The sequence below is a fragment of the Bradyrhizobium sp. IC4060 genome (genome assembly GCF_020193715.1).
Lineage (GTDB): Bacteria > Pseudomonadota > Alphaproteobacteria > Rhizobiales > Xanthobacteraceae > Bradyrhizobium > Bradyrhizobium yuanmingense.
Window position 1 is genome coordinate 1,048,371 of record NZ_JADYVJ010000001.1, and the last position, 26,686, is coordinate 1,075,056.

Consider the following 26,686-nt stretch of genomic DNA (forward strand, 5'->3'; position numbering starts at 1 on the left):
AGAACGGGGCTTGTTTTCGCTTACGAATTTCCGATGCACCGCGCGACCTCGCATCCGAGGCCAATGCCGACCCGGATCGGCGGTGGATTTTGACTCGTCGGGCAAAACAGGGGCATAATGTAATCATCACCCGATGGCAGTTGCGCCCGCCATCCAGGCACCTGCCCAGCGTCGGCGCGGTGTGCGACGCGGACTGGCGTCAGGTCCCTAACCGCTGACTGCCGGCGCGGCCTCTTCCAGGTGACACGCCACCCATTGCTCGGCTCCGGCCGCGCGCAGCGTCGGCTCCTCGGTCCGGCAACGATCGAACACGAACGGGCAACGGGTGTGAAAGCGACACCCCTTCGGCGGATTGATCGGGCTCGGCACGTCGCCCTTGAGGATGATGGGATTGCGCTGGGCTCCGGGCTCCGGCAGCGGCACGGCCGAAAGCAGCGCCTTGGTGTAGGGATGCCTTGGCGCGGCAAAGATCTCGCGGCGCGGGGCGACCTCGACGATCTTACCGAGATACATCACCGCGACGCGATGGGTCATGTGCTCGACGATGGCAAGATCGTGGCTGATGAAGAGCAGCGCGAGGCCGAACTCGCGCTGCAGATCCTGCAGTAGATTGACGATCTGCGCCTTGACCGAAACGTCGAGCGCGGAGACCGCCTCGTCGCAGACGATCAGCTCGGGCTCGGCCGCAAGCGCCCGCGCGATGCCGATGCGCTGACGCTGGCCGCCGGAGAATTCGTGCGGCCTGCGGTTCAGCGCCTCGCGCGGCAGGCGCACCGTGTCCATCAGCGATGTGACACGGACCTCGAGATCCTCTGCGGACTTGGCGAGGCCGAAATTGCGGATCGGCTCGGCGAGAATGTCGCGCACGCGCATGCGCGGATTAAGGCTGGAGAACGGATCCTGGAACACGACCTGCACGCGGCGGCGCATCTGGCGCATCGTGCCCGGTGCGGCGTCGTCGATCCTCTGGCCGTCGAGGATGACCTGGCCCGAGGTGATCTCGAACAGCCGCAGGATGGCGCGGCCAACCGTCGATTTTCCGCAGCCGGACTCCCCGACCAGCGACAGCGTCTCGCCGCGCGCGATCTCGAAGGAGACGCCGTCCACCGCGTAGACGAATTCGGTTTGCCGTCCGAAGAGGCCCTTGTTGATCGGAAAGTGCTTCTTGAGGTCGTTGACCTGGAGCAGCGGAACACTCATGCCGCGATCGCTCCCTTGGCGGCGTAATGGCACGCAGCGATGTGGCGGGGGCCCTTCTCTTCCAGCCCCGGCGCATACTGGCGGCACAGATCGGTCGCGAGCGCACAGCGCCCGGCAAAGACGCAGCCCGTGATCGGCTTGCGCAGATCAGGCACCTGCCCGGGAATCTCGGCGAGCCGCGTCGCGGTGCCCGCAAGCGAAGAGCCGAGCTTCGGCACCGCGCCTAACAGGCCCTGCGTATAGGGATGGCGCGGGGAACGGAACAGCTCGGCCACCGGCGCCTCCTCGACCTTGCGGCCGGCATACATCACCATGACACGCTCGGCGATCTCGGCGACGACGCCGAGATCGTGGGTGATCAGGATGATGGCCGCACCGACCCGGCGCTTCAGGTCCAGCATCAGCTTGAGGATCTGCGCCTGGATTGTCACGTCGAGGGCGGTTGTCGGCTCGTCTGCAATGAGAAGCTTCGGATTGCAGGCCAGCGCAACCGCGATCATCACGCGCTGGCGCATGCCGCCGGACAGCTGGTGCGGATATTCGCCGACGCGCCGTTTCGGCTCGGGAATGCCGACCAGCGTCAGCATCTCGACCGCGTGCGCCTCCGCCGCCTGCTTGTCGAGGCCCTGATGGATCATCAAGGTCTCGCGGATCTGGCGGCCGACGGTGAGCACCGGGTTCAGGCTCGTCATCGGTTCCTGAAAGATCATCGAGATGTCGTTGCCGCGGATCGCGCGCATCTCGCGATCGGACAGTTTCAGCAGATCCCTGCCCGCGAAGCGGATGCTGCCTGCGATCCGGCCCGGCGGCTCCGGAATCAGCCGCATCAAGGACATCGACGTCACCGACTTGCCGCAACCGGATTCGCCGACGATGGCGAGCGTCTCACCCTCGTTGACATGGAAGGATACCCCGTCGACCGCGCGGTTGATGCCGCCGGGCGTGCGGAAATGGGTCTGGAGGTTCTCGACTTCGAGCAAAGCCATCGCAATCAGCCTCGATCCATCACAGACAACATCACAGGCTTTTGGCCATGCGCGGGTCGAGCGCATCGCGAAGGCCGTCGCCGAGCAGATTCACGGCGAGCACGGTGACGGACAGGAACGCCGCCGGGAAGAACACGATGTAGGGCTTCACCTGCCAAAGCGCGCGGCCCTCGGCCATGATGTTGCCCCAGGACGGAATGGTCGGCGGCGTGCCGGCGCCGATAAAGGACAGGATCGCCTCCGTGATCATGGCGCTGGCGCAGATGTAGGTCGCCTGGACCAGCATCGGCGCAACCGTGTTGGGCAGGATGTGGCGCAGGATGATCATCGGCGTGCGCGTGCCGCAGGCCACGGCCGCGTCCACATAGGGCTGCTCGCGCAAGGACAGCACGACGCTGCGGACGAGGCGCGAGACGCGCGGAATCTCGGCGATGGTGATCGCCAGGATGACGTTGCCGACGCTGCCGCGCGTCAGGGCCATGAGCGCGATCGCCAGCAGGATCGGCGGAATCGACATCAGCCCGTCCATGAACCGCATCAGGATGCCGTCGGCCCAGCGGATGAAGCCGGAGACCATGCCGATGGCAAGGCCGATCGCCGAGGCGCAGATCGCGACCGACAGGCCGACCGTGAGCGAGACGCGCGCGCCGAACAGCACGCGCGAATAGATGTCGCGGCCGAGCACGTCGGTGCCGAACCAGAAATCGGCCGACGGCGCGCGGGTGCGCTTGGCGGGCGCAAGCGCGGTCGGATCGACCGTGCCGAGGTACGGCGCAAAGACCGCGATCAGCACCAGCATGAGCAGCAGCGCGCCGCCGATCGCGACCGTCGGATGGCCGCGCAGGAGGCCGACGAAGCCGCGCCGTATCCTGACCGGCCGCAGGATCTCGGGCAGCTGCGGTGCAAGGACGAGGCCGGCCGGAAGCGAATGCGGATTAACGGTGGTGTCGGTCAATAGCGGATCCTCGGGTCAACGAGCGTGTAGACGACGTCGATCATCAGATTGACGAGGACGTAGACGAAGCTGAACAGCAGCACGATGCCCTGGATCACCGGATAGTCACGGCGCAGGATGGCATCGATGGTGAGGCGGCCGAGGCCGGGGATCGCGAACACGCTCTCGGTGACGACCGCGCCGCCGATCAGGAGCGCGATGCCGATCCCGATCACGGTGACGATCGGCACCGCCGCGTTCTTCAGGGCGTGAATGAACAGGATGCCGCCCTGCCCGAGGCCCTTGGCCTTGGCGGTGCGGATATAGTCCTGCTGCAGCACTTCGAGCATGGCTGCCCGCGTGATGCGGGCGACCAGCGCGATGTAGACGCAGCCGAGCGCGATCGCCGGCAGGATCAGGTTTTCCAGCCATGGCCAGAAACCCTGGGCCAGCGGCGTGTAGCCCTGCACCGGCAGCCATTCCAGCTCCAGCGCGAAGATGTAGGCGAGCATGTAGCCGACCACGAAGACCGGCAGCGAGAATCCGAACACGGCAAAGCCCATGATGACGCGATCGATCAGGCTGCCGGCCTTCCATGCCGCCACCACGCCGAGCGGCACCGCCACCACGATCGTCAGCAGCAGCGTGACGATCATCAGCGACAGCGTCGGTCCGAGACGCTGCCCGATCATCGCCGAGACCGGCAGGTTGGTGAAGATCGAGGTGCCGAGATCGCCGTGCAGGATGCGCCAGACCCAGCCTCCGAACTGGACCAGGAAGGGCCGGTCCAGCCCGAGGCTCTGGCGGATGCGCTCCACATCCTCCGGGCTTGCCTGATCGCCCGCGATCACCACGGCCGGATCGCCGGGCGCGATGTAGAGCAGGCTGAACACGAACAGCGCGACGATGGCCATGACTGGCAAGGTCGCGACGATGCGACGGAGGATGTAGGAGAGCATCTGGCCTCAGCGCACGATCATGCGGACTTCGACACGCCCCAAAAGAACGGCAGCGGTCCCTTGGCAACGCCGGAGACGTTCTTGCGCCACGCGGTGTAGCTCAGGAAGAAGCCCGTGGGCGCGTAGACGACGTCATCGATCGCCGCCTTGTTGAGGCGGCCCATGGCGGCCTTCTCCTCGTCAACGTTCTTGGCCTCGAACCACGAGGCGACCTCCTTTTCGGTGGCCGCGCTGGTGGGCCAGCCGAACCAGGCCTTGTCGCCGTTGGCACGGATGGCGGTGTAGGGAGCCGGATTGACGCAATCCGCGCCTGCGTGCCAGGTGTGGAACATGTTCCAGCCGCCCTGTCCCGGAGGTGTCTTCTGCGCGCGGCGGGAGCCGACCGTGCCCCAATCGGTTGCGACGAAGTCGACATTCATGCCGAGCTTCTTGAGAAGATCGGCGGTGACGTCGCCCATCGCCTTGGTGATTGGCTGGTCCTGCGCGACGAGGCACGTCACCGGCTGGCCGGAATAGCCGCTCTCGGCGAGCAGCTTCTTGGCGGCGTCCAGATCGCGCTTGCCCTTCAGGATCTCGCCGCCCACTTCGGTGTAGAGCGGCGTATCCGGCGTGAAGTAGCCGGGCAGCGGCTTCCACAGCGAATTGTCGTCGCCGACGATCGCGCGCATGTAGTCTTCCTGGCTGAGCGCCATCAGCACCGCACGCCGCGCCTTGACGTCGTTGAACGGCGGATACAGGAAGTTCATGCGGAACGAGCCGATATTGCCGAGGGGATCGCCGATATCGACGCTGATATTCTTGTTCTTCTTCAGAACCGGAACGAGATCCGCGATCGGGTTCTCCCACCAGTCGATCTCACCGTTCTGCAACGCGGCCGCCGCGGTTGCCGGATCCGGCATGATCACCCACTCGACGCGGTCGACCATCACCTGCTTGCCGCCAGCAAGCCAGGACGCCTTCTCCTGCCGCGGTGAATAGTCGGCGAATTTCTCGAACACGGCCTTCGCACCGGGGACCCACTCGCTCTTGGCGAACTTCAGCGGACCGGAGCCGATATATTCAGAAATCTGCTTGAACGGATCGGTCTGCGCGATGCGCTCCGGCATGATGAAGCTGCAAGGCGAATTGTTCTTGCCGAGCGCATAGAGCAATTTCGGGAAAGGCTGCTTCAGCACCCATTTGAAGGTGCGGTCGTCGACGGCCGTGAGCTCCTGCTGGAGCGCCTTGATCATCAGGCCCATCGGATCGCGCGCCGACCAGCGCGTCAGGCTTGCCACGACGTCCTTGCTGAGCACCGGCTCGCCATCGTGGAACTTGAGGCCGGGCCGCAGCTTGAACGTCCAGGTGGTGCCGTCGTCGGTCACTTCCTCGGACTCGACCATCTGCCGCTGCGGCCGGAACGAGGAATCGATGCCGTAGAGCGTGTCCCAAACCATCGCGGCGGCATTGCGCACGACATATTGCGTGCCCCAGATCGGGTCGAAATTGGCAAGATTGGCCTGGGGCACGAAACGCAGGGTGCGCGCCGAGGCACCCTGGGCGATCGCCGGGGCCGACAGGCCACCCGTCAATGCCAGGCTGCCCGCGCCAGCCAGTCCCTTCAATACCGTCCTGCGATCCATGAAGTCCTCCCAGAAATGCCGTGATGCCAGCTGTTCATTGGCAAAGGGCAAGTGAAACCGAGCCCATTTGCAAGCAAATGGTATGCCACTAAATGCGCCATCGCCAGCGGGATCTCACCGCCATTTGGGCTGATCCCGGCCTCAAAGAGCGGCCGCCAGGGCCGGCCCGGCCTCGAAATGCGGAATCGCTTCGACCAGCTTGCGCGTGTAGTCTGACTTCGGATTATCGAACAGCGCACGGCTCTCGCCCTGCTCCACGATGCCGCCGTTGCGCAGCACGATGGTGCGGTCGCACAGCATGCGCACGACGTTGAGATCGTGGCTGACGAACAGCAGCGCAATGTCGTTTTCACGCCTGAGGCGATCGAGCAGTTGCAGCACCACCGCCTGCACCGAGACGTCGAGCGCGGCGGTCGGCTCGTCCAGCACCAGCAGCCGCGGCCGGCAGGCGATGGCGCGGGCAATGCCGACGCGGGCCTTCTGCCCGCCGGAGAGCTGATGCGGAAACCGCGGCAACAGATCGAGCGGCAGTCCGACCCGCTCGGCGCATTCTTCCACCCGTTTGCGCAAGCCTCCGCCCGCGCGCATGCCGTCGAGCCGCATCAAGGGATGGGCAATGCAATCGAACGCCGTAAAGCGCGGGTTGAGGCTCTCGTTGGGGTCCTGAAAGACCATCTGGATGTCTTTGCGTAACGGCGAGCGGTGGAAATCGCGCGCCGCCACGTGCCCGATCGACTGCCCGTCGAACACGATGTCGCCCTCGCTCGGATCGATCAGGCGGCAGATCATGCGTGAGGTCGTGCTCTTGCCCGAGCCGGACTCGCCGACCAGCCCGACACTCTCGCCGCCCGCCATCGTCATCGAGAAGTCGGCAACCGCAGCAGCGCCCTGATCGAAACGCTTGGCGAGCTTGCGCACTTCCAGGAGCGGCGGCGTGCCGTGCGCTCGCTCCTGCCTGGGCCTGGTGACGACGTTGGCGTAACGCTCTCTGTCCTCCTCCGTCACGAGATCTTCGATCCGTGACGTCGCCGTCGGCGACGCCGCAACCAGGCGCCTCGTATAGGCGTGCTGCGGCGCACTGAAGAGAATGCCGGGGCTCGCCTCCTCGACGATGCGGCCGCGCTCCATCACGGCGATGCGGCGGCAATAGCGCGCCGCAAGGCCGAGGTCGTGCGTGATCAGGATCGTGGCCATGCCTCGCGCGGCGGCAATGTCTGCCAGCAGATCCATCACCACCTTCTGCGTGGTGACGTCGAGGCCGGTGGTCGGCTCGTCCGCGATGAGCAGTGCAGGATTGCAGGAGATCGCGATCGCGATCATGACGCGCTGGCACATGCCGCCGGAGAGCTCGTGCGGATAGGCGTTCATCCGCGCCTCGGGATCGCGGATCTGAACGGCGCGCAGCAGGTCCAGCGCCTCGGCACGCGCGGCCTCTTTCGAGATACGCTTGTGGGTGAGGATCGCGTCCGCGATCTGCAGGCCGATCGCGCGGATCGGGTTGAGCGCCGCCCGCGGATTCTGGAAGATCATCGACATCGCGGCGCCCTGCAGCTGTCGCAGATCATCGCCGCGGAGCTTGGTGACGTCCTGCCCGCGGAACAGAATCTTGCCGCCGGTGACGCGGCCGGCTGCATCGAGCAGCCGCGTCGTCGCAAAGCCGGTGACCGACTTGCCCGAGCCGCTCTCGCCGACGAGGCCGAGCATCTCGCCGGCCTTGACGGTGAGCGTGACGCCGCGCACGGCCTCGACCATGCCCCGCCGCGTCGAGAACGCGACGTGGAGGTCGTCGATCCTGAGCAGGTCCTCGCTCATGTGCGCATCCGGGGATCGAGAATGTCCCGCATGCCGTCGCCGAGGAGGTTGAAGCACAGCACGGCCAGCATCAGTGCGAGGCCGGGAAAGGCCACCAGCCACCAGCGTCCGGTGGAGATGAAGCGCGCGCCTTCCGCGACCATGATGCCCCATTCCGGCGTCGGCGGCTTGACGCCGAGACCGATGAAGGACAGGCCGGCGGCATTGAGAATGGCCCAGCCGAGATTGAGCGAGATCTGCACCGCCATCGCCGGCAGGATGTTCGGCAGCAGGAAGCGCAGCACCACCGAGAAATGGCTCTCGCCGCAGGCGCGCGCAGCCTCGACCCAGCCGACATTGCGGCGGACGTTGACCTCGGCCCGTGCGAAGCGGATGTAGAACGGAAGATTGATGATCGCGGTCGCGATCACGATGTTCTCGATCCGGTTGCCGAGCGCGGCGACCATCGCCATCGCCAGCACGAACAACGGAAAGGCCATCATCACGTCGACGAAGCGGCCGACGGCGCGATCGAGCCGTCCGCCGGCATAGCCGCAGAACGCGCCGACGACGGCCCCGATCACGAACGAGATTCCGACCGCGGAGACTGCGATGGCAAGGTCGAGCCGTGCAGCGATGATGAGACGGCTGAACACGTCGCGGCCGAGCTGGTCCGTGCCGGCAATGTGCGCCGCACTCGGCGGCAGCAGCGCCTCCGACACGTTCGAGGCCACGGGGTCGTAAGGCACGATCCACGGTCCGAAGATCGCGACCAAGACGAACAGCGTCACCCCGGCCGCGGCCACCGCCGTGAGCGGATTGCCGCGCAGGATCCAGACCGAATGGCGAAGTGTGGCGCTGGTCATTCGATCGACACCCTGGGATCGGCGATGCCGTAGCAGATGTCCACGACGAGATTGACCAGCACGAACAGGCTGGCCATCAGCAGCACGAAACCCTGCACCGGCGCATAGTCGGAGGACAGCAACGCGTCGAGCGCATAAGAGGCCACGCCCGGCCAGGAGAACACTTTCTCCACCAGCACGTTGGCGCCCAGCATGGTCGAGAACACGATGCCGGCGATGGTGATGACGGGCAGGATCGCATTGCGGAGCGCATAGGTGACGACCACCTTGCGCCAGGACAATCCGACCGAGCGCGCAGTGCGCACGAAATCGCTGCCGAGCGAGACCAGCATCGAGGCCCGCGTGATCCGCGCCAGCGGCGCGATCACGAACAGCGCCATGCTCACCGCCGGCAGGATCAACTGCCTGCAGGCCGCCCACCAGCCCTCGACGTCGCCGGCGAGCAGGAAATCGATCGAGAGGAAGCCGGTGCGCTGCGGCGGCAGCGAGGTGAAGACGTCGATGCGCCCGGTCGGATCAGGGGCCAGCCCGAACAGATAATAGAAGACATAGATCAAGAGCAGGCCCGAGACGAAGGTCGGCACGCAGACGCCGAGTGCGCAGAACAGCCGCACGCCGTGATCGATGATTGATCCCGGCCGCAGCGCCGCCAGCACCCCAAGCGGCACGGCCGCGATGAGCGCGATCAACAGTGCGGTGAAGGTGAGCTCGAGCGAGGCCGGCAATCGCTCGCGCAGGTCCTTCAGCACCGGCTGCCCCGTCATCATCGAGCGGCCGAGATTGCCGTGGCCGATGTCGGAGAGATAGAACACGAGCTGCTCCGGCACGGATTTGTCGAGCCCCATCTGCTTGCGGATCTGCTCGATCTCCTCCTTGCCGGCATTGGGTCCCGAGGCGAAGAACACCGCGGGGTCGCCGGGCAGAACGCGCATCAACAGGAAGGTGAAGACCAGCACACCGAACAGTGCCGGCAGCGACGACAAGAGCCGCCTGCCCGCCCGCACCATCGTTGCACCAAGACCGGTCGTCACCATTCAGCGTCCCTGCTGGCCGCGGATGTCACTTGCGGCTGACATCGCGATAATCCACCTGGCGGTGGAACTCATAGGTGTAGCCTTCGATCGACGGCGCCATCACCGCGTCCTGATTGGGCTGCCACAGCATGATCTGCGGCATCAGGTCGACATGCATCGCGTTGAGCTTGCGGCCGGCTTCCTCGTACTTGGCCTTATCCGGCTCGAAGCGGGCCTCCTGCGCAATCGCGGCAAGGTCCGGATTGTTGATCGAAGAGTAATTCCAGCGCTGAGTGCCGGTGTAGAAGTTGCGGTAGAAATAGTCGGTCGACGGCAGCCAGGCGACGATGCCTTCGGTGAAGAACGGCAGCTTCTTCTCGTTGATCTGCGTCGACATCTGCGCGTCCGGCAGCTTCTGGATGTCGACCTTGATGCCGATCTTGCCAAGAGACTCCTTGACGAGGGCGGCCATCGGCTCGGCCGTCGCGGCCTGGCCGACATTGAAGCTGAAGGTGGTCGAGAATCCTTCGGGCAGACCTGCAGCCTTGAGGTATTCCCTGGCCTTGTCGAGATCCATCTTCACCGGCTGCTGGAACGGATAGATGCCGTTCGCCGGCTTGCCGTCCGGCCAGGTCGCGCCGAACAGCGGCGCGCCGCGGCCGAACAGGGCCGCCTTGAACATGTCCTCATAGGGCAGCGCGGAAGCGATGGCGCGGCGGACATTGACGTTGTCGAAGGGCGGGATCTGGTTGTTCATCGAGACGTAGGTGACCGCATTGTATTGCGGCGTCGAGATTACCTTGAGCTTGCCCTTGGCCTCCAGCGACTGCACGTCGCTGGCCTGCAGGTCGAGCACGAGATCGGCATCGCCGCGCTCCACGAGGTTCGCGCGGGTCGCCGGCTCCGGCACCGACTGCACGATGACGCGCTTGAAGTACGCCGGCTTGCCGGGCGATCCCCGGTTCCAGGCCTCGTTGCGCTTGATGATCACCTGCTCGCCCGGCTTGAAGCTCTCGACCGCATAGGCGCCGCTGCCGGCGGTGTGCTCCTTCAGCCAGGCCGTGGCCCAGGGATCGTCAGCCGTCGCGTGCTCTTTTGCCACTTTCGAGTTGATGATCATCGGGTAGACGGTGGCGAGATTGGGCAACGCAAGCTTGTCGGGTTTTGGCAGCGTCACCTCGATGGTGAGGGGATCGATCACCTTGAACTGATCGGCCGACGTCAGCGAGCCCGTCAGCAGCTGCGCCTTGCCGAGGATCGGCGCGGTGACGCAGCGGTCGAGCGACCACTTGACATCCTCGGCCGTGACCGGCGAGCCGTCCTGGAACTTTGCATCCTTGCGCAGGCGGAAGGTGATCTTAAGGCCGTCGGGACTGACGTCATAGGATTCGGCGAGCTCGCCGGTGATCGTGTCGAGGTCGAACACCCATTTGCCGTTGAGCTGCTTGCGGCCGAATGCCACCAGCCGGTCATAGGTGCTCATGCTCAACGCGAAGGATTCGCGGGTCGAGCCGGGGATGTTGGGATCGAGCGTGTTGACGGAGGCGCCGGTGACGTAGCGCAAGGTCTCTGCCCTGGTTTGCGCTTGCGACGGCGCAGTGGCGATGAGCAGCAGCGCAGTGGTAGCGAGAACTGAGGTCGCCAGTCTGAAAGACACAAAACGCATTGGTTTTTCCCTGAATTTCGAACGAGAACGCCAGCAAGGCAGGTTCAGAAGGAAGCAAGTTGCGCGCCAGTCCGATCGGACATTTCGAGGGACGCGAGGTCGCGACGGCGCATGGGTGATCACAGCGATTCCCCCATTTCTCGCGCATGACGCGTCACCACGGCCTGCGGCACGTCATAGGCGCTGAGCGAATCCCAGTGCCGTTCGACATCGGCGCGAAACAGGCCGCGCGTCAGGCCGTGGACCAGCTTTGGAACGGCGGTCGTCATCGCATTGATCGACGATCCCGACGGACCGAAGCTCATGGTCGAGGCGATGGCGAACAGATGGATGTCGGCGATCCACGGCGTCATTCCCGGCTCGCGCTCGGTGAAGGCATAGTCGTCGGCGAGATAGGGAAAGCGGCCGAGCCGTTCGTTGCGTTCGTCTTCCGGCGGCTGGTAGCGGTCGGCCCAGGTCGCGATGTTGGCGGCACATTGGGCGAGCTCGCCGCGGCCGGCAAAGTCCATGTCGATGCCGGTGCCGCAGATGACGAAATCGGCGGTGATGGCGCCGCGCGGCGTCTGGAGTTCAACGCCGTTATCGGTCTTGCGCGCGGCTTCGACCGGCGCGGCCTCGTGCAGTGTGAAGTTGGCGTGACGCGCACAGCGGTCATAGGTCGGCTGCGGAAATCCTTCCCGCATCTCGAGGATCTTGCGCATGAAGCGCCAGCGCCAGGCATCGTCGAGATCGCTGAGATGACGCAGGAAGCCACGAAAGGTCAGCCAGCGATAGGGCTGGATCACCTGGATCTGCGCACGGCGGCACAGCAGGTGCACTTCAGCGGCACCGGCCTCCAGCGCAGTCGCCGCATTGTCGAAAGCGGAGGCGCCGGCACCGATCACGGCGACGCGCTTGCCGCGCAGGCTTTCGAAATCGATGTCGTCGGCGACGGTTGCAACAGAGCTCGCCGGCAGATGCACCAGCTGCTCCGGAATCATCCAACCGCCCATGCCCTCCTGCCCTGTCGCAAGCACGATCTTCCGCGCATAGAGCGTTTCGACCTCTCCTGCCCGTTTCACGCGCGCAGCGAGCAGGCCGTTAGCCGCCGGCGCGATCTCCTTGAGCTCGCAAGCGTTGCGCACCGGCAAGCCGACCGTGCGCCGCAGCCAGAGCAGATACTCCGCCCAATGCTCGCGCGCGATCAGGCCGAGCTCCTGCCAGCTCGCCTTGCCGAAGCGGGCCTCGTGCCAGGACTGGTAAGTCAGGCCGGGGATATCGAGATCCGGGCCGGTGTAGTCCTTCGGGCTGCGCAGCGTCGGCATGCGGGCGTAGGTGAGCCACGGGCCCTCCTTGCCCTCCTCGGCCTTGTCGATCAGCAGGATGTTGCTGACGCGCGAGCGCAGCAGGCCGAAGCCGATGGCTATGCCGGACTGGCCGGCGCCGATGATGAGAACATCCAGCGCCGGCTTGCCGTCTGGCCCCGCTTTCGGTTCGAGCCACGCCGCGCCGGGATGCGCGATCCGAGCGAGATCGGCGTGAATGTCGGCTTCGAGCTGGATCAGCGCCTCACTCATGCGGCGAGCCAGCCTCCGTCGACCACCATCACGGTGCCGGTCGTGAACGACGAGGCATCGCTCGCGAGATGCAGTGCGGTTTGCGCGATCTCCTCAGGCACGCCGAAGCGCTTCATGGCGTGGCGGTTGCGCGAGGCCTCGCGCACTTGCTCGGAATTGGCGTGCCGGGCAAAGCTGCGGCGAAGCATCGGCGTGTCGATTGCGCCGGGCGCGATCGCGTTGACACGGATGCCATCCGTTGCGAAATCCACCGCCATGGTCCGCGTCAGGCTGATGATCGCGCCCTTGGCCGCGATATAGGCGCTGTTGCCCTTGCCGCCGGCAATGGCGAGCTGCGATGCCAGCGTGATGATCGAGCCGCTGTTCTGCCGCTGCATCTGCGGCACCGCAGCCCGCGCCCACAGCCAGGTGCCGCCGACATTGGCGCGGAACACCGCATCCCAGTCGTCCAGGCTCGTGGTCAGCACCGTGCCACCACAGGAGAAGCCAGCCGCGGTCATGAGGATATCGAGCCGACCATGCCGGGCCACGACGTCGCCGACGACGGTTTCGGCGAATGCGCCATCGCCGACGTCGCCGATATGCGTCGTCGCTTCGCCGATAAGGCTCAGCGTTTCCTCGAGGCCCGCGGCGTCACGATCGACCAAAGCAAGGCGCGCGCCCTCCTCCGCGAACAGTTTTGCGCTGGCGCGGCCGATGCCCGAGCCTGCGCCGGTGATGATGGCCGTGCGCCCCTGCAGCCGCATGTCAGATCCCCTCCCTGTGCTGCATCCACCAGGCGCTCATCGCGGCAGCGGAATCCGCACAGCCGAACCGCGCGCGCCAGCCGAATTCGTCGGCCATTCGCGTCACTGAGAGCGGCGCGCGATCGCCCCCATGAAGCTTGATGAAGGTCTTCTCGCCCGGCTCCGCCAGCCGACACTCCAGCCCGGGATGCAGGGCCGCAAAAGCCTCGCCCCATTGCAGCGCCGACCAGGCCGCGCCGCTGGAGATATTGTAGAGCCGATGGCGCGGCCGCTCGGCTTCGATCAGCACAGCCACGGCCTCGGCAGCGTCCAGCGCGTAGGTCCAATCCTTGATGCCTGGCGCCGGCAGCAGCGCCGGTTCGCCGCGAGCGAATGCAGCAAGGATCTGGAACTGGAGGCTGGGCGTATCGCGCACCGAACCTGGCCGCTCCCACGGACCAAATACGGCACTTAAGCGCACACTCAGAAAATCGCCGCCAAACAGCTCGGCATGCCGCGCCGCCGACCGCTCGGAAGTGAACTTGCTGATGGCGTAGAACGAGACGGGATCGCAGGGCGTTTCCTCGTCGAGGATCTGATGACGCTTACCCGCAGCGCCATAGGCTGAGGCCGACGAGAGATTGACAACGCGGCGAACACCATGGTGGATCGCGGCTTGCAGGATCGGGATCTGGGCCATGACGTTGATCTCGAGAACGCGCGCGGGCGATGCCCGTTCGAGGTCATCGCCGGCGGTGACCGCGGCACCCAGTACGATCGCATCGCAGCCCTTTGCAATCAGGGCGTCGATGGTGTCTGTGTCGCTAATATCGCCCTGCACGGCATTTATCCGCGCGCCGTAGTCAGCCAGAGATCTTTGTGCACTCGCCGGCAACGCCGCACGATCATACAGCGTCACCTCATGCCCGCGCGCGAGCAGCACCTCGGCGAGATTGAGGCCGACAAAGCCGGTGCCGCCGAAGATGACGATCTTCATCGCGCGCGATCCACCATCACAGCAGCTCTGCCCCAAAATTCCGTTCGGGATCCATGTCGGCGACGAGCCGGCCGGTCGGCCTGGCCGCCTCGCCGCCGCTGCGCGCCAGGAATTTTCCGCTGCCGGCGCTTGCGAGGCACTTGTCGCCCTCGATGATCACGCGGCCGCGCGACAGCACCGACACCGGCCAGCCCTTCAGCTTGCGCCCCGCAAACGGCGTGTAGCCGGCGAGGTCGTGCATCATCTCGTCGGCGATGGTGACCTCGCGGTTGGGATCCCAGATCGCGATATCGGCGTCGGCGCCGACGGCGATCGAGCCCTTGCGCGGATGCAGGTTGTAGATCTTTGCGGGCGCGGTCGCGGTCAGCTCGACGAATTTCTCCAGGCCCAGCCGGCCCTTCGACACCATCGCGTCGAACAACAGCGGCAGCCGCAGCTCCAGGCCCGGCAGGCCGTTGGCGACCTGCTTGAAGTTGGGATTGGGGCCGGCGCGCAGCTTGCCGGTCTCGTCATAGCGATACGGCGCGTGGTCCGACGAGATGGTCTGGAGATCGCCGAGCGAGAGCGCCTGCCACAGCGCCTCCTGGTCGGCATGCGAGCGCGGCGGCGGGCTGCACATCCATTTGGCGCCTTCCGCGCCGGGCTTGTCGAGATCAGCGGCGGTCAGGAACAGGTATTGCGGACAGGTCTCGGCAAAGACCTTGAGCCCCTGCCCGCGCGAGTCGCGGATTACCTTGGCGCCTTCGGCTGTCGAGACATGGAAGATCATGATCGGCTGGTCGATCAACGCCGCCATGCCGATCAGCCGGGTGAAGGCCTCGGCTTCCGACACGCGGGCGTGGCTGACGGCGTGGTATTTCGGCATGGTGTAGCCGCGCCACAGCAGCCGCTTCACCATCCAGGCGATGATGCCGTGGTTCTCGGCATGGGCGCATAACATCGCGCCGGACTGGCGCGCCGCGAGCAGGATGTCGAGCAGCGGCTCGTCATCGACCTTGAGGCGGTCATAGGTCATGAAGATCTTGATCGAGGCATGGCCCTGCTTCACCAGTGCGGGAATGTGTTCCTCGACCGTATCCTTGGTCGCGTCCGCAATGATCATGTGAAAGGCGTAGTCGATCACCGCACCCTTCTTCGCCAGTGCGTGATAATCCTCGACGACCTCAGGCAGCTTCATGCCGACATGTTGAGCCGCGAACGGAATCACCGTGGTGGTGCCGCCGAAGGCGGCGGAGACGGTGGCGCTCTCGAACGTATCGGCGTTCATGATGCCGGCGGCCGACAGCTGCTCGATATGCGCGTGGCTGTCGACGCCGCCGGGCAGCACCAGCTTGCCGCGCGCGTCGATCTCGCGCTTTGCGGGCGGAAGCCCGCGGCCGATGGCCGCAATGGTCTCGCCGGAGATGGCGACGTCGGCCTCGAAGACGTCTGTGGTGGTGGCGACGTGGCCGCCGCGGATGATCAGGTCGTAAGCGGGTTCAGTCATGAGGCACTCCGTGATAGGCTCAAGGCACGTTCGCTAAATCTCGCAGGAAGATCATCATGTCCCGGCCGCGCATTCTCGTCATCAACCCGAACTCCAACCACAAGGTCACGCAGGGGCTGGAGGATGCGTTGAAGCCGCTCGATTTCGAGGGCGGGCCGGAAGTGGTCTGCCAGACGCTGGCCGAAGGTCCGTTCGGCATTGAAAGCCAGGCGGACGCAGACAGCGTTGCGATCCCGCTGCGAAAGCTGGTCGAAAGCGACAACAGCTCGGCCGCCTTCGTCATCGCCTGCTACAGCGATCCCGGGCTGCAAGTTTGCCGGGAAGGCACCGACCGCCCCGTGTTCGGCATCGCCGAGTGCGGCGTGCTGACGGCGCTTTCCCGCGCGGAGACTTTTGGCGTCATCGCGATCGCCCAGCGTTCGATCCCGCGTCACATGCGCTATCTCAGGCAGATGGGCCTGACCGACCGCTTCTCCGGCGAGCGGCCGCTGAACATGAGCGTCGCCGAAACCGCTTCGGGCGAAGGTACGCTCGCCAAGATGATCGAGGTCGGCCGCGCGCTGCGCGACGAGGACGGTGCCCGCGCCGTCGTGATGGGCTGCGCCGGCATGGCGCGCCATCGCCGCGCGCTGGAAGACGCGCTGCGGATTCCCGTCATCGACCCGACGCAGGCGGCCGTTACCATGGCGCTGGGTACGGTGCAGTTCTCGGCTCACTAGGCGTCCTTCAGCTCTTTGGCACCCTGGCGCGCGAGCCATTGCGCATGGCTCTCGCGGACAAGGGCAAACGTGTCCCGCTGGGTGGTGTAGAGATTGCCGAACATGCGGCCGATCGGCCGATAGGCGTCGAGATCGACATACATGTTGGCGGTGTCGACAAGCCCCTCGCGGGCGTGAACCCGCAAGAGCTCGCCGACCAGGAGCTCGCGATCCGGCGAGAAGGTCAGCACGACATGGCGCCGGCATTCCAGCGCGAAGGGCGCCGCGGCGAGACGCGGCACCTTCACGTCGACCGAAGGTAGCGTCGCCAGGCCGGTCGCGGCGACCTCGCTGTCTCCGGAGGGGAAATCGACCGCGCAGTCGTTCATCGCGACCGATAGCGCCTCGTCCACCATGTGCACCACGAACTCGCCGTCGCGATGGATGTTGCGGGTGGTGTCCTTCGGCGAGTGATCCGGCTTGTGCTGCAGGCCGAGCACGATCAGCGCGGGACTTTCGGAGAACACGTTGAAGAAGCTGAACGGCGCGGCATTCACCGCCCCGTTCTCATCCAACGTCGTCACCAGCGCGATCGGCCGCGGCACCACCACGCCGCAAAGCAGCTTGTAGCGATCGCGCGGATCGAGTTCACGCAAGGATATGCCCTTGTCAGCCATCGGCGTCACGTCTCCGGCGGCGGCACCGCGCCGGTCTGGCTGGTGATCAGGCCGTAATGCTCGATGCGGCGATGCCGGGCGAAATCGAAGATGGTGGTCTTGCCGAAGACCGTCGCATCGAGGTCGCAGGCGTGGACCAGAACCTCGTCGTCCTCGCTCTTGGCCTCGGCGACGATCTCGCCATTGGGATCGACGATCAAGCTGCCGCCGAACAGCGGGTGGCCATCCTCATTTCCGGCCTTGGCGACCGCGACCACCCAGGTCGCGTTCTGATAGGCGCCGGCCTGCACCGAGAGGCGGTTGTGGAACAGGCGCTTCTCGACGCCCTCCTCACTCTTCTCGGCATTTACGGACGGCGTGTTGTAGCCGATCAGCACCATCTCGACGCCCTGCAGGCCCATGACGCGATAGGTCTCGGGCCAGCGGCGGTCGTTGCAGATCGCCATGCCGATGATGCCGCCAAGTTCGCGCCAGACCTTGAAGCCGAGATCGCCCGGCTCGAAGTAACGCTTCTCCAGGTGCTGATGCGAGCGCTTGCTGTCGTATTCCACATGGCCAGGCAGATGCACCTTGCGGTATTTGCCGACGATCCTGCCGGTTTTGTCGGTCAGGATCGCGGTGTTGAAGTGGTGGCCATCGGGCGTCAGCTCGGCATAGCCGAAATTCATCGCCATTCCGTGCTGCGCCGCGCGCTCGAACAGCGGCCTGGTCGCTGCGTTCGGCATTTCGCGCTCGAACCAGATGTCGAACTCGGCGCGGTCCTCGACGTACCAGCGCGGGAAGAACGTCGTCAGCGCCAGCTCGGGATAGACGATCAGGTCGGCACCCTTGCTCTTGGCTTCGTCCATCAGCGCGATCATGCGCTTGACCACGGCCTCGCGGCTGTCGGCTTTCTGAATCGGGCCCATCTGGGCGGCGGCGACATTGACGATGCGCATCAGCGAGTTCCTGGTGGTGTCTGGGGGGAAGCGTCGGCTTGCAGGATCTTCCGCGGCGCCGAGCATAACGCGGCTCCGTGCCGATATTCCAGCCAAGCAGCTTTCATGCCGTCCGCCCCCATTCGGCATCCTGCAACAGCCGCCAGTTGATCTTGTTGCTGGCGGTGCGCGGCAGGGACTCGACGAAGACGACGGCGCGCGGCGCCTTGTAGCTCGCCATCGCGCTGCGCGCCCAGCCGACGATGTCGCCCTCCGACGTCGTCGCGCGCGCGGCGTCATCGAGCACCACTAGCGCCTTGACGGTCTCACCGCGATAGCCGTCCGGCGCTGAAACGATGCAGCATTCCCGGATGGCGCGGTTCTGGTACATCGCCGCCTCGACCTCGGCCGGCCACACCTTGAAGCCGCTGACATTGATCATGCGCTTGAGGCGGTCGACGGCGAAGAAATAGCCGTCGGCATCGCGATAGCCGAGATCGCCCGTGCGCAGGAACCGCTTGCCGTCGCGTTCGATGAAGGCTTCGGCATCCGCCTCCGGCCTGTTCCAGTAACCCTGCAGCACCTGCGGCCCGTGCACGATGATCTCGCCGACGACATTGTCGTCGAGCTCGATCAGGCTCTCGGGATCGATCACCCTGGCGTCGGTCTCGTGCACGGCGATGCCGAGGCACTGCCGCTTCGGCGCCGCCATCGGATTGAGGTGCGTCGGAGACATCGTCTCGGTCATGCCGTAGCCCTCGACGAAATCGAGCCCAAACCGCCCCTTCAGCCGTTCCGCGACGGCGGTCGGCATCGCCGCGCCGCCGCCGGTCAGCACCTTGAGCTTCGCAAAACATTTGTCGCGGAAGCTGGCGCTGGCGAGCACATCCACGATCATGGTCGGCGCAGCGTTCCAGAACGTGACGCCATAGGTCTCGAACAAATCCGGCAGCAGATCCTTGTCCCAACGCGCCATCAGCAGCAGCGTGGCGCCGGCGACGATGGCGGCATTCATTGAGCCCTGCATGCCCGCGACATGGAACAGCGGCATGAAGCCGGTCATCACGTCGCTGCCATTGAGCCCATACCAGCGCGCTTGCAACACGGCGGTGAACAGCGCGCTGCGATGGGTGTGCATGCACGCCTTCGGCTTACCCGTCGTGCCGGACGTGTAGGGCAGGATCATGAGATCGTCCGGCCCCGCCTCCATCGCACCCGGCTGCAGGCCCTGCACTATCGCGGGCGACCACGAATACCAGCCCGGCGATGACGGCGGCTCCAACGGTGCCTCGGTCACGCATGATGGCAGCGTGTAGGGCGTCGCTGGAACTTCGTCGCGGTACTGCGCGACAATCGCATGCGTAATCGCCTTCCCCACCAGCGGTGCAAACACATCGCTTAGCTCGCTGCCGATGATCGCAACTCTGGCGCCGCTATCCGCGGCGAGATACGCGATCTCGGCGGTCTTGTTCATGGGATTGACCGGCACGATCACGGCATCCGCCCGCATCGTAGCATAGTAAGCGATGACGTATTGCGGCGAATTCTGCAGCGCGATCATGACGCGGTCGGCGCGCTTCACTCCGCAAACGCCTTGCAGAAAGCCGGCCATGGCATCGACCCGGTCGCGCAGCTCGGCGTAGCTCAGGCTCGCCCCGTAGAACATTGTCGCCGGATGCGTTGGTCGTTCACGTGCAGCACGCGCGAGCGCGTCGTAGAGCGTCCCCTCCGGCATCGCGAGATGCCACGGCCCATCCGCCGGCCAGGCCGGCGAACGACGAGGTGCTGCGTGGTCCGCGATCACCCGTGCTCCTTATCGGCAATTTCGAGGCCGTGGTCGAGCGCGTCCAGAAGCTGGTTAGCCTCCCACTCGGAAATCACCAGCGGTGGTGCCAGGAACAGCGAGGTCTGCTCGCCGCTGGTCCCGATCACGGCGCCGGCTTCCAGCGCGCGCTCCGCGACCCGCGAGGCGATCGGCACCTCGGTGGTGTCGGCGTGCCAGGCCCGCCAGTCCGGGCCGTGCAGCTCCACCGTCCAGTGCAGCCCCTGCCCAGCCACGCGCTGCACGCTCGGATGCTTTTGCGCGATTGCGAGGAGGCGGCGGGTGAACAGCTTCTCCAGACTTTGCACGTGGTCCAGAATCTTGTCCTCACTGACGACCTTCAGATAGGCGCTGACGGCCGCCATGCTGATCGGATGGCCACGCAGCGTGCCGTAGTTCTGCCAGCTCGTGCCCTTCAGCCGCTCGACGATGTCTTTGGACACCACGACAGCGGCCACGGCCGCCGCGCCGCCGCCGAGCGACTTTCCGAGCGTCACGATATCGGGCCGGCTCTGCGCGCCCTGGAACACGAACCAGCGCCCCGCGCGGCCCGCGCCGGTGACGACCTCGTCCGCGATCCAGTAAGAGCCGGCCTGCCGCGCGCAGCGCGCGACCTCGTCCTGATAGGCCCCGTCGTAATAGATGCCGCCTTGGGTGTAGTCGATGATCGTCGCGGCCGTATCCGAGAGCAGGCGCGGGGCGTCCGCGAGATATTCGCTGGGCGGGGTGTTGTTGGCCGGCGCGCCATAGATCGCCCCATCCGGCGCCGGCAGGATCCGCACCGGCGCCATGGGTGCCGGTAGTTTCGAGCCGCCGGCGTGCACCGCAAGGCCACCGTGCCATTGCGGCTGCACCGTCATGCTGCGCGACAGCCCAGTGATGCCGTGATAGGCGCGCTCGCGCGTTGCCAGCGCCGAGCGCTGCGTCAGCGCCTGGCAGAGCGACAGCGCCATGTCGTTGGCCTCGCTACCACTGATGCAGAAGCGCACCGCGCCGACCCAGTCCTCTTCGCCCTTGAAGGCGGTGGTCATCAGATCGTCGGCGGCCTGCTCGCGGCCGACCCAGGTCCAGCCTTCGTTGACGACGGGCGTATCGGCCGCGCGGCGGATCGCCTCCACCATTGCAGGATGGCGATGGCCGAGACCGCCGCCGGTGTTGCTGCCGTCGATCAGCTTGCGGCCGTCCGCAAGGTGAAAGTAGACGCCCTCGCCGCCGACCACGGCCATCGGCGCAGCCTCGCCCGCATTCAGCCCGGTTCGCAACAATCTGCTCATCGCCACTGCCTCACTCCGCCGGAACGGCGCCGTAGCCACCGCCACCGCACATCTCGATCGTGACGAGATCGCCTTGCTGCAACACCAGGTTCGACTTGCCGTCGATGGCGACGTTGGCGCCCTGCCGGACCAGCGAGATGCGGCAGGCCTTGCCGGGAGAGCCGCCCTGCATGCCCCACGGCGCCATCACCATGCGTTCGACGCAGGTGGTCAGGTGCATCGAGAGCGCGAGGATGCGGTAGGTGCGGACCGAGCCGTCACCGCCGCGATGCGCGCCCGCGCCGCCGGAATTCCGGCGGATGGCCTGCTGCTCGAGCCGGATCGCGTAATTCGCCTCGATCACCTCGACCGGCGTGTTCGAGGTGTTGGACAGATGCACGCGGGTCGCGGACGTGCCGGCCCGATCGTGCCGCGCGCCTTCGCCACCGCCATGGACTTCATAGAGCATCTTCCACGACCCGTTCGGCCGCGGCTCGGCGAAGAACAGCACACCCGCGGTGGTCGCACCGCCCGCGGACAGGCGCTCGGGAATGGTGTCCTGCATGGCACGGAAAATCGCATCGACGATGCGCATGGAGGTCTCGTGATTGCCGGCGGCAACGGAGGCGGTCCAGCCGGGCTCGAGGATCGAGCCCGGGCGCGTGATGATGGTCAGCGGCCGCAGCGCGCCGGCATTCTGCTGCATGTCGCGCCCACTCATGATGCGCGCGGCATAGGCGACCGCCGAGCGCGCCATGAATGGCGTCGTGTTGCAGAAATTGGAGACGCGGTCGCAACTTCCGGAAAGGTCGAAGGTCGCTTCGTCGCCGCGGATGGTGATCTTGACATGGATGCGCGCCGGCGCGTTGTTCGCGCTGCCGTCGTCGAGATAATCCTCGCCCTCATAGATGCCATCCGGCAGATCGCGCAGCGCTTCCCGCATCTCGATTTCGGAGAGGTCGTGCAGGCGCGACTGCGCCGCCATGAAGACCGCCTTGCCATGCTCGCGGCAGAGCTCGACGATGCGCTTCTCGCCGGCCTTGGTCGCCGCGATCTGGGCAAGAAGGTCGCCCTCGCAGGATTCGGCATCGCGGACATTGGCCTTGAGCAGCTGCACGATCGGCGTGTTGAGGCCGGCTGCCGTTGCGATCAGCACCGGCGGAATCCGCATCGCCTCCTGGAAGGTATCGACCGCCTTGGCGAAATAGCTGCCGGGCCAGGTGCCGCCGATGTCGGGCCAATGCGCGAGGCTGACTGCAAAGGCGACGATCTCGCCGTCGAAGAAGACGGGACGCACGACCTTGACGTCGTTGAGATGATTGCCGCCGAGCGCGCCGACATTGTAGATCACGACGTCGCCGTCGTTCAGGCCATCGCGCGGCATCACCTTCAACAGTTCGGGGATGGTGTAGGCCATCGCGCCGAGATGAATCGGAATGTCGCGGCCCTGCCCGACCAGGCCGCCGTGACCGTCGGTGATCGCGGAGGAGAGGTCGCCGGCCTCGCGCAAGAGCGGCGAGCGCGCCGAGCGCGTCATGACGAGGCTCATCTCCTCGGCCGCGGCGGAGAGCCCGTGCCTGATGACCTCGACGACGAACGGATCGAGCTTCATGCCGCCCTCCGCGTCAGGAACAGATTGCCTGATGTATCGGGCCTCGCCTGCCAGCCCGGCGGCACCACCACGGTCGACCAGGCGTCTTCGATGATGGCGGGACCATTGATGGTCTCGGTGAGCGAGGCGCGATCGACGATTGCGGTTGCGATGTCAGGGAAACCATCGAACGAGCAGTTGCGCGTGGTCATAGACACTGCCCTCGCCGCAGTCGCCGGCCGGCTGACAATTGTCGTCGACGGGCGACGCGCCTGCACCCGCACCGATTCGATGACGCAGGGCTCGCCGGTCGCATAGCCGAACAGCTCATGATGCCGCGTCAGGAAGTCCTGCTTCAGCCTGGCGACGTCGAGCGGCAGCGTGAACGGCACGGGAATGGCGTCGTTCTGCGCCGCGTAGCGCATCAAGGCCACCAGCTCGACCTGGATCTCGGCCTTCGCAACATTGTTGGCGAGAAGCGGCGCCGAGGCATCGGTAATCAGGGCCTCGATCCGTTCCGAGACGCGCGCGAGATCGATGCCGTCAAGGGCGGCGCGAAGGGTCTGCTGCTGCAGGAAGCTGAAATCGGCGGTGAGGCAGCCCAGCGCCGAGAATGCGCTCGAGGCACTGGGCACGACCACCTCCGCAATGCCGTAGAGATCGGCAAGGCCCGCGGCATGCATCGGGCCGCCGCCGCCGAAGGCCAGCAGCGTGCAATCGCGCCCGTCGATGCCGCGCTCGACCGTGACGCGGCGGAGCGCGCGGGCCATGGTCGCGTTCGCGATCTTGATGATGCCGAGCGCCGTCTCCGTCGGGCTCAACCCGAGCGCGCGGGCAATCGGCGCGATGACGCGCTTTGCGGCCGCGATGTCGATGCCGATGCGGTCGCCAAGCTTGGTCTCAGGATTGAGATAGCCGAGCACCGCATTGGCATCGGTGATGGTCGGCTCTGTGCCGCCACGGCCATAGCAGGCCGGGCCCGGCTCGGAGCCGGCGCTCTCCGGCCCGACCGTCAGCCCGCCGGGACCGTTGCGCACGATCGATCCACCGCCGGCGCCGATCGAATGTACCGCGAGCATCGGCTGGCGCAGCGGCTTGTCGCCGAGCATGCGGCCGTCGGTCATCTCGGCCTGGCCGTCGACGATCAGGCACACATCCGTCGTGGTGCCGCCCATGTCGAAGGTCAGCATCCGCGCGCAGCCGAGCTGGCGCGCAATGCTGACCGACGCCGAGACGCCGGCCGCCGGGCCCGACATCGCCATCACCAGCGGACGCTGCTTCACCGCCGAAATCGGCACCATGGCGCCGGCGGAGTGAAACACCTGCAGGCCGGGCCCGATCGGCAGCCGCTGCTCCAGCTCGCTGAGATATTCCACCGCGATCGGCATCGCGGCCGCGTTGAACACGGTTGCCGAGGTTCGCTCATATTCGCGCGCCTCGGGATTGACCTCGTGCGAGAGCGAGACGTGGGCGACGACGCCCCTGAGCCGCTCGCCCAGCATCTTTTCATGCACCGGATTGGCATAAGCGTGAAGGAGCGCGACTGCGACGCTCTGCACGCCGGTCCCCTTCAGCCACGCCACCAGGCGTTCGACCTCCGCTTCCTCGAGCGCCTTCAGCACCCGCCCCTCATGATCGAGGCGCTCGGCGAGCCCAAAGCAGCGTTCAGGCGGCACCAGAGGCGGCGATTTCGGCGGAATGTCGAGCCGGTAGAGGTCTCGGCGGCGATAGCGCGCGATCTCGAGCACGTCGGCAAAGCCTTCGGTCGCGACCAGCGCCACCTTCGGCAGCCGGTTCTCGACGATCGCGTTGGTCACGCGCGTGGTGCCGTGGACGAAGCGCTTCACCTCGCTCTTGCGCAGGCCGACCGCCTCGATCGCCTCCAGCATCGCTTGCACCGGTGCGTCGGGGCGCGACGGCACCTTCGCAATCCGCGCTTCCGCGGAATCGCGCCGGATCGCGATGATGTCGGTGAAGGTGCCACCGATATCGGTGCCGACCTCCCAATGATTGCCGGGATCGCTCATCTGCACAATCAGCTACGCGTGACGTTCATCATCATTCCCTGTCATGCCATCACGTGCGAGCGTGCGACAGAGCGATGGCCGCGGGATAGGGTCAGAGTTGTCGCAAACCAAAGCGCTAGCAAGCCACCGGCCTTGCGCGGCGCAGCATCGGCTGCACGTTTCCGTGCAGCGCTGCTCGCGCAGAGAGCAGAAGGCCGCGAAGTCAAAATGTGCAGCGCACCCTTGGATTCTTCGAGGCAAATAGAAGCGCCCGTTGCACTGCAATCGGATCGCACAAGGCCGTTTGTCTAATTTGCAGGCGATCGGTCGGCGGTGCGGGAGACAGCACTGACCAAGAGCTATGCACGCAGGTCGGCTCAGCCTCTCTTTATTGTACGGTCGGTAAGCGAGGACATCACCGGCCGCTGGTGGATAACCCGGCGCGCCGAACGGGTCGCGCCGGGTACGGAGATTTCGCGACTGGCTATGCGCTCGCCAGCCGTGCTCGCAAGCGCCGCCAGCCGATGACGATGCCTGTGATGGAGAACATCAGCCCGAGCGTACAGAGCCCGACAATGAGAGCGTCACGCAGCCGCGCATGAGCCAGCAGAATCGGGAAATCAAGCGTGTGCAGCGCACTGTAAAGCCAGCGATAGGCGCGGCGCGACGGGTCCAGCCTTTGCAGCACCTTGCCATCGGCGGCATCGACATCGAACCAGAGATCGCCGCAGGTCGTCCGGTAGACGAGGGCCCCCGGAAGTGCGGATTGCGCCGGATAGTCGTCGTTGCCGGCGAGCAGGAACGGTGCGGCACAGCCGGTGCCAAGGCGCGCCGTCAGGTCGCCGATCTCCTGCCTATCCAGGTATGACGCCGGTCCATCGCGCGGCGCGTCCCCTGCCCTGATCAACGCCTGACGGCCGAGACCAACCCGGTCGCGCCGATAGACATGGCCGTTGAAGGCGAACCATTCGACCTCGCGGGCCAACGGCGATATTGGCTGCGGATCGAGCGACGACGCGTCTCGCCAATCCGGGGCGGCATCGACCACGCCGGCCTCTGTCGGAGTCAGTTGCCCGCGCGAGAACAGGCGGCCGTGATCCATCGACAGCCAGCCGCTGAAGATCCAGCTCAGCACGAACACGGTCGCGACGAGACCGATGATGTGATGCAGGGCGTGCCAGCCCCGATAGGGCGACGAGAGCTGGCGTCCCCGCATTTTCACACGCACGATACCGAGCACCGCACCAAGCAATGCCGCGATCAGGGCCAGCAGCGACAGCGTCCAGACCACGCCATCCCACAGCGCCCAGCTGCTGCGCAGAATTGTCGGATAGATCCAGTGCAGCACGCTGCCGGCCCAGTTCCACGCGCGCTCGCTGCGCGTCGTATCCAGGACGACTTCGCCGGTCAGCGACGAAACGTAGACCTCCGTTCCAGGGGCATCGCCGAGAGCGGCGCGAAACAAGGGGCGATGGCGATCAAAACCGTTCGGCACGCTCCATTGATCGTAATCCGACCGCGCGACGATCGCAGCGCGCACCGCCTCAAGCCCGCGCTGACGTGAATAAGCTTGCACGATGGTGAGCGCGACATCGGCTGATGTCACCGACGCGTCTCCTCCATCGGAGGCGCGAACCGCTCGCGAACCTGCGGAGCCCGAGACGACGTAGACCGGTCCATCGCTCCGCTGGATCAGCCGAACACGCGTGGCATCGGCAATCCCGCTCGCCGCAACGGCGTCCGCGACCGAGATCCTCGTCCCGTCGCGATCGACCGGCACAAGTCCGGCAAATCGCTCCGCTTCCGTCAGCGACGGAAACGGGACGAAGTGCATCACGATTCCCGTCGCGAACCACATCGCGAACAGCAGGCAGAACGCGATGCCGAGCCAGCGATGCGTGAGGACGATCGCGCCCATCAT

The 26,686-nt window shown here is 65.9% G+C and carries 21 protein-coding genes; 1 reads left to right on the top strand and 20 read right to left on the bottom strand.

Going from position 1 to position 26,686, the window contains the following annotated elements; translation table 11 throughout:
* Nucleotides 1–207: 207 nt before the first annotated feature.
* From I6F16_RS05005 to hydA, 13 genes are all read right to left on the bottom strand, one after another.
* Entirely contained in the window at nt 208–1,200 is a 993-nt protein-coding gene (locus tag I6F16_RS05005; RefSeq protein ID WP_225111838.1) for an oligopeptide/dipeptide ABC transporter ATP-binding protein, read from the bottom strand.
* A complete protein-coding gene (locus I6F16_RS05010; protein WP_036023586.1) occupies nt 1,197–2,186 on the bottom strand; it encodes an ABC transporter ATP-binding protein in 990 nt (329 codons plus the stop codon). The genes I6F16_RS05005 and I6F16_RS05010 overlap by 4 nt, the downstream gene beginning before the upstream one ends.
* A 31-nt stretch (nt 2,187–2,217) precedes the next feature.
* The gene (locus tag I6F16_RS05015) at nt 2,218–3,141 is read right to left on the bottom strand and encodes an ABC transporter permease (RefSeq protein ID WP_036005259.1); all 924 of its coding nucleotides are present in this window, start codon (nt 3,139–3,141) and stop codon (nt 2,218–2,220) included.
* Entirely contained in the window at nt 3,138–4,079 is a 942-nt protein-coding gene (locus I6F16_RS05020; protein ID WP_036023577.1) for an ABC transporter permease, read from the bottom strand. Before I6F16_RS05020 ends, I6F16_RS05015 begins: the two co-directional genes overlap by 4 nt.
* A gap of 17 nt (nt 4,080–4,096) precedes the next feature.
* A complete protein-coding gene (locus I6F16_RS05025; RefSeq protein ID WP_036005265.1) occupies nt 4,097–5,701 on the bottom strand; it encodes an ABC transporter substrate-binding protein in 1,605 nt (534 codons plus the stop codon).
* Nucleotides 5,702–5,842: 141 nt separating this feature from the next.
* Nucleotides 5,843–7,513, bottom strand: a complete 1,671-nt coding sequence (locus I6F16_RS05030) for an ABC transporter ATP-binding protein (protein WP_036005268.1) — start codon at nt 7,511–7,513, stop codon at nt 5,843–5,845.
* The gene (locus tag I6F16_RS05035; protein WP_036005271.1) at nt 7,510–8,358 is read right to left on the bottom strand and encodes an ABC transporter permease; all 849 of its coding nucleotides are present in this window, start codon (nt 8,356–8,358) and stop codon (nt 7,510–7,512) included. The genes I6F16_RS05030 and I6F16_RS05035 overlap by 4 nt, the downstream gene beginning before the upstream one ends.
* Nucleotides 8,355–9,389 (bottom strand): ABC transporter permease, encoded by a 1,035-nt coding sequence (locus I6F16_RS05040; protein ID WP_036005288.1) that lies wholly within the window; start codon nt 9,387–9,389, stop codon nt 8,355–8,357. Before I6F16_RS05040 ends, I6F16_RS05035 begins: the two co-directional genes overlap by 4 nt.
* A gap of 28 nt (nt 9,390–9,417) precedes the next feature.
* A complete protein-coding gene (locus I6F16_RS05045; RefSeq protein WP_225111837.1) occupies nt 9,418–11,037 on the bottom strand; it encodes an ABC transporter substrate-binding protein in 1,620 nt (539 codons plus the stop codon).
* 119 nt (nt 11,038–11,156) lie between these two features.
* Nucleotides 11,157–12,593, bottom strand: a complete 1,437-nt coding sequence (locus I6F16_RS05050) for an NAD(P)/FAD-dependent oxidoreductase (protein WP_036005277.1) — start codon at nt 12,591–12,593, stop codon at nt 11,157–11,159.
* Nucleotides 12,590–13,339 (bottom strand): SDR family oxidoreductase, encoded by a 750-nt coding sequence (locus tag I6F16_RS05055; protein ID WP_036023565.1) that lies wholly within the window; start codon nt 13,337–13,339, stop codon nt 12,590–12,592. The genes I6F16_RS05050 and I6F16_RS05055 overlap by 4 nt, the downstream gene beginning before the upstream one ends.
* A gap of 1 nt (nt 13,340) precedes the next feature.
* Complete coding sequence (locus I6F16_RS05060) at nt 13,341–14,315, bottom strand: NAD(P)-dependent oxidoreductase (RefSeq protein ID WP_225111836.1); 975 nt, start codon at nt 14,313–14,315, stop codon at nt 13,341–13,343.
* A gap of 16 nt (nt 14,316–14,331) precedes the next feature.
* Nucleotides 14,332–15,801 (bottom strand): dihydropyrimidinase, encoded by a 1,470-nt coding sequence (hydA, locus tag I6F16_RS05065; protein WP_225111835.1) that lies wholly within the window; start codon nt 15,799–15,801, stop codon nt 14,332–14,334.
* Between the two features lie 56 nt (nt 15,802–15,857).
* On the opposite strand from hydA, the gene I6F16_RS05070 reads away from it, so the two are divergent.
* On the top strand, nt 15,858–16,520 hold the full coding sequence (locus tag I6F16_RS05070; RefSeq protein ID WP_036005298.1) for an aspartate/glutamate racemase family protein: 663 nt from the start codon (nt 15,858–15,860) through the stop codon (nt 16,518–16,520).
* Here I6F16_RS05070 and I6F16_RS05075 read toward each other — a convergent pair.
* The 7 genes from I6F16_RS05075 to I6F16_RS05105 form a co-directional block, all read right to left on the bottom strand.
* Complete coding sequence (locus tag I6F16_RS05075; RefSeq protein ID WP_193374959.1) at nt 16,517–17,176, bottom strand: flavin reductase family protein; 660 nt, start codon at nt 17,174–17,176, stop codon at nt 16,517–16,519. The genes I6F16_RS05070 and I6F16_RS05075 overlap by 4 nt on opposite strands.
* 5 nt (nt 17,177–17,181) lie before the next feature.
* Nucleotides 17,182–18,114, bottom strand: coding sequence for an N-carbamoyl-D-amino-acid hydrolase (locus tag I6F16_RS05080; protein WP_036005305.1), 933 nt, complete (start codon nt 18,112–18,114; stop codon nt 17,182–17,184).
* Nucleotides 18,115–18,217: 103 nt separating this feature from the next.
* On the bottom strand, nt 18,218–19,897 hold the full coding sequence (locus tag I6F16_RS05085) for a long-chain-fatty-acid--CoA ligase (RefSeq protein ID WP_225173477.1): 1,680 nt from the start codon (nt 19,895–19,897) through the stop codon (nt 18,218–18,220).
* Nucleotides 19,894–21,189 carry an aminotransferase class III-fold pyridoxal phosphate-dependent enzyme gene (locus tag I6F16_RS05090; RefSeq protein WP_225111834.1) on the bottom strand — a complete coding sequence of 432 codons (1,296 nt, stop codon included), beginning with the start codon at nt 21,187–21,189 and terminating at the stop codon, nt 19,894–19,896. The genes I6F16_RS05085 and I6F16_RS05090 overlap by 4 nt, the downstream gene beginning before the upstream one ends.
* Before the next feature lie 10 nt (nt 21,190–21,199).
* The gene (locus tag I6F16_RS05095; protein ID WP_036005310.1) at nt 21,200–22,780 is read right to left on the bottom strand and encodes a hydantoinase B/oxoprolinase family protein; all 1,581 of its coding nucleotides are present in this window, start codon (nt 22,778–22,780) and stop codon (nt 21,200–21,202) included.
* A complete protein-coding gene (locus I6F16_RS05100) occupies nt 22,777–24,786 on the bottom strand; it encodes a hydantoinase/oxoprolinase family protein (protein ID WP_225111833.1) in 2,010 nt (669 codons plus the stop codon). Before I6F16_RS05100 ends, I6F16_RS05095 begins: the two co-directional genes overlap by 4 nt.
* A gap of 463 nt (nt 24,787–25,249) precedes the next feature.
* On the bottom strand, nt 25,250–26,686 hold the full coding sequence (locus I6F16_RS05105; RefSeq protein ID WP_036005324.1) for a PepSY domain-containing protein: 1,437 nt from the start codon (nt 26,684–26,686) through the stop codon (nt 25,250–25,252).